At 55.9% G+C, this 11,644-nt stretch carries 8 protein-coding genes and 1 other annotated feature; all 8 genes read left to right on the plus strand.

The genetic code is table 11. The features are described from left to right. The first annotated feature begins 18 nt into the window (after positions 1-18). The 8 genes from upp (at position 19) to H8711_RS11165 (ending at position 11,564) form a co-directional block, all read left to right on the plus strand. A complete protein-coding gene (upp, locus tag H8711_RS11130; protein WP_249283520.1) occupies positions 19-648 on the plus strand; it encodes a uracil phosphoribosyltransferase in 630 nt (209 codons plus the stop codon). Positions 649-742: 94 nt separating this feature from the next. Then, complete coding sequence (locus H8711_RS11135; RefSeq protein WP_249283521.1) at positions 743-1,423, plus strand: histidine phosphatase family protein; 681 nt, start codon at positions 743-745, stop codon at positions 1,421-1,423. Continuing rightward, complete coding sequence (gene ruvX / locus H8711_RS11140) at positions 1,420-1,851, plus strand: Holliday junction resolvase RuvX (protein ID WP_249283522.1); 432 nt, start codon at positions 1,420-1,422, stop codon at positions 1,849-1,851. The genes H8711_RS11135 and ruvX overlap by 4 nt, the downstream gene beginning before the upstream one ends. Then, positions 1,848-2,321, plus strand: coding sequence for an acyl-CoA thioesterase (locus H8711_RS11145; RefSeq protein WP_249283523.1), 474 nt, complete (start codon positions 1,848-1,850; stop codon positions 2,319-2,321). The genes ruvX and H8711_RS11145 overlap by 4 nt, the downstream gene beginning before the upstream one ends. An 80-nt stretch (positions 2,322-2,401) precedes the next feature. Further along, positions 2,402-2,652, plus strand: a binding site (T-box leader). 78 nt (positions 2,653-2,730) lie between these two features. Then, positions 2,731-4,110: a TrpB-like pyridoxal phosphate-dependent enzyme gene (locus tag H8711_RS11150; protein ID WP_249283524.1), complete on the plus strand. Its 1,380-nt coding sequence runs from the start codon at positions 2,731-2,733 to the stop codon at positions 4,108-4,110. Positions 4,111-4,457: 347 nt separating this feature from the next. Then, a complete protein-coding gene (locus tag H8711_RS11155) occupies positions 4,458-8,042 on the plus strand; it encodes a response regulator (protein ID WP_249283525.1) in 3,585 nt (1,194 codons plus the stop codon). Between the two features lie 85 nt (positions 8,043-8,127). Further along, positions 8,128-8,412: an Hpt domain-containing protein gene (locus H8711_RS11160; protein WP_343253033.1), complete on the plus strand. Its 285-nt coding sequence runs from the start codon at positions 8,128-8,130 to the stop codon at positions 8,410-8,412. Next, positions 8,409-11,564, plus strand: coding sequence for a PAS domain-containing protein (locus tag H8711_RS11165; RefSeq protein ID WP_249283526.1), 3,156 nt, complete (start codon positions 8,409-8,411; stop codon positions 11,562-11,564). The genes H8711_RS11160 and H8711_RS11165 overlap by 4 nt, the downstream gene beginning before the upstream one ends. The last annotated feature ends 80 nt before the right edge of the window (positions 11,565-11,644 follow it).

Consider the following 11,644-nt stretch of genomic DNA (forward strand, 5'->3'; position numbering starts at 1 on the left):
GATGGAGGATGTACGGTTATGGCGAAGGCACTCATTATGGATCATCCGCTGATCCAACACAAAATTTCCCTGCTGCGCGATAAAAACACGGGTTCCAAGGAGTTCCGCGAGCTGGTCTCCGAGGTGGGTATGCTGATGTGTTACGAGGCGACCCGCGACCTGCCGCTCAAGGAGGTCGAGATCGAGACCCCTGTGGCTACAGCGAAAACCAAGGTGATTTCGGGGCGCAAGCTGGCGTTCGTGCCGATTCTGCGCGCCGGTTTGGGCATGGTGGACGGCGTGCTTTCGCTGGTCCCCGCGGCGAAGATCGGCCACATCGGCCTGTACCGCGACGAGACCACCCATCAGCCGGTGGAATACTACTGCAAGCTGCCCGCGGATATTGAGGAGCGTGATGTGATCGTGCTCGACCCGATGCTGGCCACCGGCGGCTCCGCCATCGACGCGATCAATATGATCAAAAAGCGCGGCGTCCGCAGCATCAAGTTCATGTGCATCATCGCTGCGCCCGAGGGCTTGGAGGCGCTGCAAAAGACCCATCCCGACGTGCCGGTCTACTGCGCGGCGCTCGACCAGCGCCTCAACGACGACAAGTACATCGTGCCCGGCCTGGGCGATGCGGGCGACCGCATCTTCGGCACCAAATAAAAGCGAATAGGCGCGGCTTAAGTCCGCTTGGCGGCCCGTTTCAGCGATGAAACGGGCTTTGCCAATCACATAGAAAACATAGGGGAAGAAACCGATGAACACTAGAATTTACCTGGTGCGGCACGCCGAGGCGCAGGGCAATGTCAACCGCACCTTTCAGGGGCACTCCGATTGCCCCGTCACCGAGCGTGGGATGCGCCAGCTCGACTGCCTGGCCGAGCGGTTCCGCACCGTCAGATTTGATGCGCTCTACTCCAGCCCGCTGCTGCGCGCCCGCCAGACGGCCGAGGAGGTCAACCGCTACCACGGCCTGGAGCTCCAGATCGATCCCGGTCTCATCGAGATCAACGGCGGCGAGCTGGAGGGGATGCACTGGAACGAGATCCCCGAGCGGTTCCCACAGCAGCAGCACGACTGGGACGTTGCCCCGCAGAACTACTGCGCGCCGGGCGGAGACCGCATGATAGACGTCTACGAACGCATCACCGCGGCGATCGACCGTATTGTACGCGCCAATTCGGGCAAGATAATCGCAGTGGTCAGCCACGGGTGCGCCATCCGCAACTACCTGTGCTTTGCCAACGGCTGGGGCATCGAACAGCTGCGCAACATCATGTGGGAGGAGAACACGGCGGTGAGTTGCATCGATTACGATGAGGACTTCCGCCCCCACATCGTCTACCAGAGCGACGCGGGACATCTGCCGGATGAGCTGCGTACCCTGGCGCGCCAGAGCTGGTGGAAAACAACCATTACGGAGGAAGCGACAAAATGAAGATTATGGCAGTGGATTTTGGCGACGCGCGCACCGGGCTTGCGGTGTGCGACCGCACCGAGTTTTTGGCCTCGCCCGTGGGGGTGCTGCATGAAAAGGATTTTGACCAGTGCGTCAAAAAGGTGTCCTACGCGGTGGAGGAATACGGCGTCGGGGAGGTCGTGGTGGGCTATCCCCGCAATATGAACGGCACCGCGGGGGAGCGCGCACAGAAGTGCGAGCTGTTCGCTCAAAAGCTCGGCGAACTGGTGGAGGTGCCGGTGCGGCTGTGGGACGAGCGCTCCACCACCGTATCCGCCACCAACTACCTCAACGAGACCAACACGCGCGGTAAGAAGCGCAAAGAGGTGATCGACGCGGTGGCCGCAACGATCATCCTGGAGAGCTACCTGGCCTACCGGAAAAATCAAAAAGAGGGTGAAGCATGAGAGAGCCGAAACGGGTATCCGATTCCCAAACGGAACAGATTCAGATTTTGATGCACAACCACATCAACGGGGTCGGCCGCCTGTTCGGCGGTCAGCTGGTGGAGTGGATCGACGTGGTGGCCGCGGTGGTAGCGCGCCGGCATTCGGGCTGCAACATCACCACCGCAGCCATCGACAACCTGCAGTTCAAGGCGGGCGCCTACCTCAACGATACCCTCGTGCTGATCGGCCGCATCACCTGGGTGGGCCGCACCTCGATGGAGGTGCGGGTGGACACCTATGTGGAGGACTTGGGCGGGTTCCGCCGTCCGGTCAACCGCGCCTATCTGGTGATGGTGGCGCTCGATGAAAACGAGCGCGCCACCCAGGTGCCCGGCCTGATTTTAGAGACCGAGATGGAGCGCGCCGAGTGGGAGGCGGGGGCCCGCCGCGCCGAGCTGCGCCGCGCACGCCGCAAGGAGGGCTATTGAGCGGCAAAAAATTTTTTCGGTTTACTGTAGAAAAGTGTTGACAAACCGCCGTCCCGTGAGTATACTAGGGATAAATCAAAGAGAAACCGTTGAGTAAGAAGAGTAAGCACAGAGCTTCAGCTCCCAGAGAGCCGCGGATGGTGGGAATGCGGCAGGTGATGCTGTGCTGAATGGACTTATGAGGGCAGGACGAAAGGGAGACCAAGTAGTGCCTGACGGGAGCTTCACCCGTTATCCAGGAAGCGTGTATGATTGTACACGGAACAAGTGGGCGCTGATAACGCCAATTTGGGTGGTACCGCAGAAGCAAGTTAAGGCTTTTGTCCCAGGATGCTGGGGCAAAGGCTTTTTTTATTTGCTAAAACAAAAAATTATATTGAAAAAACAAGTAACGAAAGGGGAAATCACTATGAAAAAGGTTCCACACAGACTGTATCTCACCGAGGATCAGATGCCGAAGCAGTGGTATAACCTGCGGGCGGACATGAAGGAACAGCCCGATCCGATCATCAACCCGGCCACTATGCAGCCGGCCACCGAGGAGGATCTGTACCCGGTGTTCTGCAAAAAGCTGGCGCATCAGGAGATGGACAGCACCACCCGCTACGTCGATATCCCCGAAGAAATTTTGGAGATGTACAAAATCTACCGCCCTTCGCCGCTCATCCGCGCGTACAACCTGGAGAAGGCGCTGGGTACTCCGGCCAAGATCTATTACAAGTTTGAAGGCAACAACACCTCGGGCAGCCACAAGCTGAATTCCGCCATCGCCCAGGCGTACTACGCCAAGGAACAGGGGCTCACCAGCCTGACCACTGAGACGGGAGCTGGACAGTGGGGTACCGCGCTCTCTGAGGCGTGCGCCTACTTTGGCCTTCCGCTCACCGTGTTCATGGTGAAGGTCTCCTACGAGCAGAAGCCGTTCCGCAAGGCGGTCATGAAGACCTTCGACGCCAACGTGATCGCCAGCCCCAGCACCACCACCGAGGTGGGCCGCAGAATCCTGGCGGATGATCCGAATTGCACCGGCAGTTTGGGCTGCGCCATCTCCGAGGCGGTGGAAAAGGCGGTGTCCACCGAGGGCTGCCGCTATGTGCTCGGCTCGGTGCTCAACCAGGTGCTGTTGCACCAGTCGATTATCGGCCTGGAGAGCAAAATCGCAATGGAGATGCTCGACGAGTACCCCGATGTCATCATCGGCTGCGCGGGCGGCGGCTCCAATTTGGGCGGCCTGATCGCGCCGTTCATGCAGGATAAGCTCACCGGCAAGGCGGACCCGCGTATCGTCGCGGTGGAGCCCGCCTCTTGCCCGTCGTTTACCCGCGGCAAGTACGCCTATGACTTCTGTGACACCGGCAAGATCACCCCGATGGCCAAGATGTACACCTTGGGCAGCGGGTTCATCCCCTCATCCAACCATGCGGGCGGCCTGCGTTACCACGGCATGTCCCCCATCCTTTCCAAGCTGTACCACGACGGTTACATGGAGGCGGTCGCAGTGGAACAGACCCGCGTGTTCGAGGCGGCCACCGAGTTTGCCAAGGTAGAGACGATCCTTCCCGCGCCCGAATCGGCCCACGCCATCCGCGCGGCCATGGACGAGGCGATCAAGTGCAGGGAAACCGGCGAGACCAAGACCATCCTGTTTGGCCTGACCGGGACCGGCTACTTCGATATGACCGCTTACACCGCCTTCCAGGAGGGCACCATGAAGGATTACATCCCCACCGATGCAGACCTGCAAAAGGGCTTCGACAGCCTGCCGAAGATCCCTGGCATCCAGGAATAAATAGATAGCTGAGAAAAAGAATCGGACGGCGCAGCCTCAGGCTGTGCCGTCCTTTTGCATAAAAAGACAAAAATCCAAAAGATTTGCAGATTCAATTTTTGTATGTTAAAATTGTATATAAATGGAAGATAAAATTTTAAATAAATTCCAATTATTTTTTGCCGATAACAGGGGAACGTCGACTCGAAAAGATTTTGCTGCGTTTTGGAAATGCCGGTTTTGGGGACAGTGGCTGAGGCGATGTGGAAAACTCTCTGGCCGAGATGATGGCGAGGGGGCCCCGGCGCTGTACAGCGCAAAAAGACCAGCCAAAAAGGTGGAAGTTGCTTGTGGAAGGAAGGAAGCGGATGAAAACTGAGATGACGGTGGAGGAGACGCTGTTGGCATTCTGCAGCGCGTGGTTTGAGCAGCGCAATGCGGAGGCAGCGATGACATTTTTAGCCGATGATGTGGACTTGGTCGGCTCCGGGGAAAAGGAGTATGCCTGGGGAAGGGCGGAAGTGGCAGAATACCTCAGGAGGGATATCGAGGAAATCCCGGAACCGTTCACATTTGAACTTTCCAATCTCCACAGTCTGTTGATCACCGAGAATATCTACAGCATATTTGCAGAGTTGACCTTGAGAAACTCCATGTATTCATGGAATCTGCGCAGCTTTTATACCTTGGTGCGCGGCGAGGGCGTTTGGCAGATCAGGAATCTGCACTACGCGGAGCCGACTGGCAGCAAGCGGAACAGAGAACATTATCCGCGGGCATTGGTCATGGAGAACGCTGCCAGACAGCGGCAGGAGCTGCTGAATGACTCCTTGCCCGGCGGTATGATGGGCGGTTACACCGAACCAGGGTTTCCGTTTTATTTTATCAACCGCAGGATGCTCGATTATCTGGGTTATGGGAACCAGGCGGAGTTCGTTGCAGACATCGACGGGTTGATCACCAACTGTATCCATCCCGAAGACCGGGCGATGGTGGCGAAGCAGGTGGCCAGCCAGTTGGATGTGAAGGACGAATATGCCGTTGAATACCGGATGAAGAAAAAGAGCGGCGCCTATATCTGGGTGCACGACCTGGGGCGGCGGGTAATTGCGGAGGATGGCAGGCCGGCCATTATTTCGGTCTGCATCGACTTTACGGCGCAAAAGCTGGCTCAGGAGGAGGTGCTGCACCTCTACAACAATATCCCTGGGGCGGTATTCCGCTGTAGGTTTGACGACGATTTTTCGATCATCGACGCCAACGACGGTCTGTTTGAGTTCCTCGGCTACTCGCGCGGGGAGTTTGCCGCGATGGGCAACCGGATGTCCTCGGTGATCTATCCGGATGACCTTAAGGTCATGGCAAGTAAGATCAGAGCGCAGCTCGTACATAAAAATACCATACGAAACGAAAACCGCCTGATCTGTAAAGATGGGGCGGTGAAGTGGATCTCCATCAAAGCGCAGCTCTTCAAGGAACAAAATGAACAATATTTTTACTGTGTCTTTGTAGATATCACAGAGGAAAAGAAACTACAGGATCGCACTAAGGACCTCTATGAGAAGGAGCTGGCCTATTTTGCAGAGCTGTCCTCCAAGGAGGGGAGCATCCAGGGGCGGCTCAATGTCACGCAGGACAGGATGGAGACTTATCTAACAACCTCGGATGTGGCCGTCGCCAGCGTGGGGGACACCTATTGCGAAACCATTGAAAATTTGGCGGCATCTGCGGTTGACCCGCGGGATGCGGATGAGATCCGCAGGGTTCTCAACAGGGAAAAGGTGCTGGCCGATTATGCGGCGGGGAAAATGGATTACCACTTTGTCTATCTGCGCAGGCAAAATGGCAACGGCATCTTCTGGAGCAGTACGAGTTTCCGTTCCAGCCTGAATTCCGAGAGCGGCGATGTCATCGTCTTTTTTTACACGCTGGATATCACTGAGCAGAAGTTGCAGGAGCAGCTGCTCAGCCGGATTACCGAGCTGGACTACGATATCATTGTAGAAATTGATATGCTGAGCGATACCCACCGGTCAATTTCTATCGATGGCAGCCGCCGGGATACCATCTCCAGCCGGGGCAGGTTCCAACGGGAAATTCGCGCGGTTGCCGGCCAATTTATGGATGAAGCGTCCAAAAGGGAATACTTGAATAAGCTCAGCTACAGATATATGAAGGAGCAGCTGGCGAAAAGGGGAGCCTACTCCTTTGTGGTGGAGATGAAGGACGAAGAAGGAGAGACGAGGGTCAAGCGGTACCAGCTTTTTTACATCAGTGAGGCGCTGGGCCGGGTGTGTATGGCGCGCACCGATGTCACCGATGTGGTGCGCCAGGAGCAGCGGCAAAAGGAGGAGCTGGCCGCTGCGCTGCTCGCTGCGGAACAGGCCAATGTGGCCAAATCCGATTTCCTTTCCCGCATGAGCCACGAGATCCGCACTCCGATGAACGCCATCATCGGTATGAGCGCGATCGCGGCCCAATCGATCGGCGACGACGAGCAGGTGGCGGAGTGCATCTCCAAGATTGGAATTTCCTCCCGATTCCTGCTGTCCTTAATCAACGACATCCTGGATATGAGCCGCATCGAGAGTGGAAAGATGCTTCTGAAAAGTGAGAAAATCCCAACGGAGGAGTTCATCAACGGAATCAACTCCATCTGTCATTCGCAGGCGGCGGCAAAGGGCGTGGATTACGAGTGCATTGTGGATCCGGTATTGGATGACTACTACATCGGCGACGCCATGAAGCTGCAACAGGTGCTCATCAATATCCTGAGCAACGCGATCAAATTTACGCGGGAAGGCGGAAAGGTCGCCTTTTCCGCCGCACAGTACCGCAGAACCAAAAACGACGCCGTGCTGCGCTTTGTCGTAAACGATACGGGCGTCGGCATGAGCGAAGAGTTTCTTCCCCATATTTTCGAGCCGTTTTCCCAGGAGTCCACTGGCACCACTGCATTGTACGGCGGCACCGGGCTTGGGCTGGCCATCTCCAAAAACATCGTGGATATGATGGACGGAAAGATCACGGTGCGCTCCATCAAAGGCATCGGCACCGAGTTCTCTGTGGATGTCAAGCTGGGAATCACCGAGGAGGAGAAGCTGCGCCACAATCAGAAAAAACACGACTATAATTTTTCTCACCTGAAGACCCTGGTGGTGGACGACGATGTGGCGGTGTGCGAAAGCGCCATCGTCACCTTGCACGAAATGGGCATCAAAGCCGAATGGGTGGACAGCGGCTGCAAGGCCATCGACCGGGTCAAGGAGCTTTGGGGCAGCGGAAAGTATTACGATATGATCCTCATCGACTGGAAGATGCCGGAGATGGACGGCATCGAAACCGCACGACGCATCCGCGGGATCGTGGGGCCGGATGTCACCATCATCATCATGACCGCCTACGATTGGACCTCGATCGAGCACGAGGCGAAGCTCGCAGGCGTCAATCTTTTGATGAGCAAGCCGATGTTCAAATCCTCCCTGATTTCCGCCTTCACAAGGGCGTTGGGGGAGAAGGAGGAACAGGAGCAGCAGGCGAAGGCTTTTGATTACGACTTCACCGGAAAGCGGGTGCTGTTGGTGGAAGATAACATGATCAACATCGAGGTTGCAGCCCTGTTGCTGAAAAACAAGGGGTTCGGGGTGACCACCGCGGAAAACGGATTGCGCGCTCTGGAGATATTCAGCAAATCTGAAAAGGGCTATTTCGACGCCATCCTGATGGATATTCGGATGCCCCTCATGGACGGCTTGACAGCGGCCACCAACATCCGTCACCTCAGCAATGAGGATGCAGAGACGATTCCCATCATTGCGATGACCGCCAACGCCTTTGACGACGACATCAAAAAGAGCAAGGTGGCCGGGATGAATGCCCATCTAGCGAAGCCGATCGAGCCAGAACGGCTTTATAAGACGCTCTACGACTTTATTTTTGGGAAGGAAACTTGAAAGGATGCAGGGATTCAGAGAAATATTTGAAACTTATGGCGCGGATTATCAAGCCACGATGACGCGCTTTATAGGAAATGAGACGATGTACCTGAGGTTTCTGGATATGCTGTTCCAGGACCCCAATCTGCAAAAATTGGGCGACGCTCTTGAATCTGGAGATTTGACCGCCGCATTTGGAGCGGCCCATACGCTGAAGGGTGTCGCAGCCAACATGGGGCTGGCGCCCCTCGGCGATGCGGTCAGCGCCATTGTGGAGCCGTTGCGCAACCGCGAACAGCGCGGCGATTATCCCGTTTTATATCGCGCTATCCAGGCGGAATTTGAACGGGCGGACGATCTGCGGAGACGCTTGAAAGGAGGGGAATGAGCGTGATGCAGGAAGAGCTCCTCTCCATGGATCAGATGATGGCTGTGCTGGATAACGCACCGGTGGCGATATATGTCAACGAGATTGATAATTGGAAGCTGATTTATGCAAACCACCTGGCCCAAAAATTCTTTTTGCAGCAGTTAAATGGCCAAGAAATTACCTGTTATCGCGCGGCGGGCTTTGATCGGCCGTGTTCATTTTGCTGTGCCGGGACGTTGAGCCGGTCGGAGCTCCTGGTGCGGGAATTTCACCACCCGATGAACGGCCGCATTTACCAATTCAGCGGCAAGATCATCGACTGGGGCGGCAAGCCCGCGCATATCGAATACATCGTCGATATTACGGAAAGAAAAAGGGAGGAAGAAGAGTCTGAGGCGCTCAGGCGGAGATTGCAGGCGACCTTCAGCAACATTCCCTGCGGATTGTGCGTGTACCGGTTAGGAGGGGGGCGAGTTTTCCCCATATTCCATAATCCGGCCTTTTACGAGATTATGGGCTATTCCGAAGACCACATCCGCGAGGCCGAGCAGGAGACCAGCTTTTTGGGCGTTCATCCCGAGGATATCCCCGCTTTGCAGCAAAAAATCCAGGGAATGATTCGGTGCAACGGCATGGTACAGCACACCTATCGCGTGTGGAACGACCGGAAAGGGGAGTATCGCTCGGTTCATCTGGATGGGACGATCAAACCCCAGCAGGACGGCACAAAACTCCTGTACAGCGTGTACACCGATGTCAGCGAACAGCTGCGGTTGGAAAAGGAGCTGACCGACGCCAACGAAAAGATGCAGGATATCGTCAACGCGATCCCGGGCGGCGTGGCAATTTACCGGGTCTCGGATATCTTTGAAACGATCTATTTTTCCGACGGCGTACCGGAATTGACCGGCTATTCCGTGGAGGAATATCGGGAGCTGATAAAGCAGGATGTGGCGAAGATGATCTACTGGGAGGACGCCGCTATGGTGGTGGCGAGGGCGAAAGCCGTCATCCAGTGTCGCGGGTTTTCACGGTTTGAGTTTCGCAAGCAGCACAGGGCTGGGCATATCGTCTGGGTGCGCATCCAGATTAAATGGATCGGCGAGGACAAGGGCTGCCCGCTGCTCCACTGCGTGTTTCACAACATCTCCGACCTCAAAGAAGCGCAGTCGGAGATGAATCATCTGATCAACTTCATACCGGGCGGCATCGCCAGCTACCGGATTGAGGGGGGCCGCTTTGCGCCTCTTTTTTGTTCGGACGGCGTGATGGCGCTTTCCGGCCACACCCGGGAGGAATACCGGGAGGTCGTCCGTGAAAATCCGCTTGCCATCGTTTATGAGCCGGATCGGGAGCGAGTGGTGGCGGCGGGGAGAAAAGCGATCCAAACAGGGGAAACATTGGACATTTCCTACCGGATGCGTCACAAGGACGGCACCTTGATCTGGATTCACCTCAATGGCCGGAGAATGGGCCCGCTCTCGGAAAGCGCAAGGTTTTATGCCGTTTTTACCGGCATGTCTGCGGAAACACGCCTGTTTCAGAGCATCGCCAACGAGACGGCGGACGGAATCTATGTCATCGACAAAGAGAATTACGACCTGCTGTATGTCAACGAGTCCAAAATGCCGTTTACAAAAGGCCGGAGTTGCCTGGGGCAAAAGTGTTATGCGGCGCTGTACGGAAAGAGCGAGCCCTGCGAATTTTGTACGCTGAAAAGCCACGCGTCCGATGGGGAAGAACATGAAATGGCGATGAAAGGGACCGGCCGTTTTTTCAGCACCCGTTTCCATGAGACCGACTGGAATGGGATTCCAGCCTACCTCATATACATCCGGGATGTCACCGACGAGGTCAAGACGCGCAGGGAAAAAGAGCGGTGGGAGCAGTACTTTGAAAGCGTCTTGAAGAATCTGCCCGGCGGCATCAGCGTGATCCGCTGCGAAAAGGGCGGCAATATGATTCCCGAATTTCTGTCCGATGGCTTCGCGGCGATGACCGGCATGACGTTGGAGGAGGCGTGGCGGTTGTACCGGGAGGACGCCATGGCCGGTGTGCATCCTGATGACCAGGAATATGTGAACAAGCAGATGGCCGCCTACATTGAGAGCGGCGAAAACCACTCGGAATTGGTATACCGGCTCAAAAAGGGCAACGGCGGCGACTATGTGTGGATTAAAAATAACCTTTCCCTGATCCAGAGCGAGAGCGGGGAACACAGGGTTTATGCGGTCTACCGCGACATGACCAAAGAGCGGGAAGAACAGGAGCGGATGCGGCAGCAGTACAAGGAGCTAATCATGCAGCACTACCGCACGCCGGCTCCCAACGACTTGATCGTCGGCCACTGCAACATCACACAGGACATCATCCACGACATCATCGATTACACCGATTCCGACCTGATCCGCATGTTCAGCGCCCAGCGGGAGCGTTTTTTCACCGGTCTTGCCAGCTTTGTCGTGGATCCTGAAGAACGGCGGACTTTCCTCGAGACATTTTTAAACAAGCCGGCGCTGGAGGCGTTCGAGCGCGGTGATTTTGAGCGGCGATTGCCCTGCTACATCCAGCTTCCCAAGGAGCCTAAGGGACGATATGTTGAAATCAAAATCAATATGGTGTCCACTCCGGATAGTGGGGATATTACCGGGATTTTGACGGTCACGGACATCACGGAGCAGACGATTGCCGACCGTATCCTATATCAGCTGTCCGTCACCGGATACGACTTTGTCGCCGATCTGGATTTGACACAGGATCAATACACGATTCTCTCCTGCAACGAGAAAGCCAGCCTCGTTCCGCCCATGCGGGGCTGCTACTCCGAATGGATCGCGTATATGCTGCAATCCAGGGTGGTGCCGAAGGACAGAGAGCGCTATCGGGATGGCCTGGATCTCAAGCGCATCCCCGAGCGGCTGGAAAAGGAGGGCTCCTACACCTTGGCCTTTTCGGTCGTCGACGACCGAGGGGATGTCCTCACCAAAAATATGACCGTTTCGGCCGCCGACCTTCGGCTCGGGCGCATTTGCCTGTCCCGGACGGATATCACGGACTCGATCCAGGAGCAGCAGGGGCTGCTCAACATGATTGCTTACACCTTTGAAATGGCCTGTTTTATCAACACCAGCAAACATCGGTGTACAAGGGGTACAAACGAGATAAAATAGAAATGAGGGTCGATAGAGTGGAAGTATCAGATTTTCCACTCTATCTGAACACGGTCGCTGGTGGCCTTGATCGTAGAGAT

The sequence above is a fragment of the Ligaoa zhengdingensis genome (assembly GCF_014384885.1).
GTDB classification, from domain to species: Bacteria; Bacillota; Clostridia; order Oscillospirales; family Ruminococcaceae; genus Ligaoa; species Ligaoa zhengdingensis.

What these genes read in the sequence shown, in the direction of transcription:
- H8711_RS11150 (WP_249283524.1), top strand. Translation starts at nt 2,731, where the DNA reads ATGAAAAAGGTTCCACACAGACTGTATCTCACCGAGGATCAGATGCCG.
- H8711_RS11160 (WP_343253033.1), top strand. Translation starts at nt 8,128, where the DNA reads ATGTACCTGAGGTTTCTGGATATGCTGTTCCAGGACCCCAATCTGCAA.
- upp (WP_249283520.1), top strand. Translation starts at nt 19, where the DNA reads ATGGCGAAGGCACTCATTATGGATCATCCGCTGATCCAACACAAAATT.
- H8711_RS11155 (WP_249283525.1), top strand. Translation starts at nt 4,458, where the DNA reads ATGAAAACTGAGATGACGGTGGAGGAGACGCTGTTGGCATTCTGCAGC.
- ruvX (WP_249283522.1), top strand. Translation starts at nt 1,420, where the DNA reads ATGAAGATTATGGCAGTGGATTTTGGCGACGCGCGCACCGGGCTTGCG.
- H8711_RS11145 (WP_249283523.1), top strand. Translation starts at nt 1,848, where the DNA reads ATGAGAGAGCCGAAACGGGTATCCGATTCCCAAACGGAACAGATTCAG.
- H8711_RS11165 (WP_249283526.1), top strand. Translation starts at nt 8,409, where the DNA reads ATGAGCGTGATGCAGGAAGAGCTCCTCTCCATGGATCAGATGATGGCT.
- H8711_RS11135 (WP_249283521.1), top strand. Translation starts at nt 743, where the DNA reads ATGAACACTAGAATTTACCTGGTGCGGCACGCCGAGGCGCAGGGCAAT.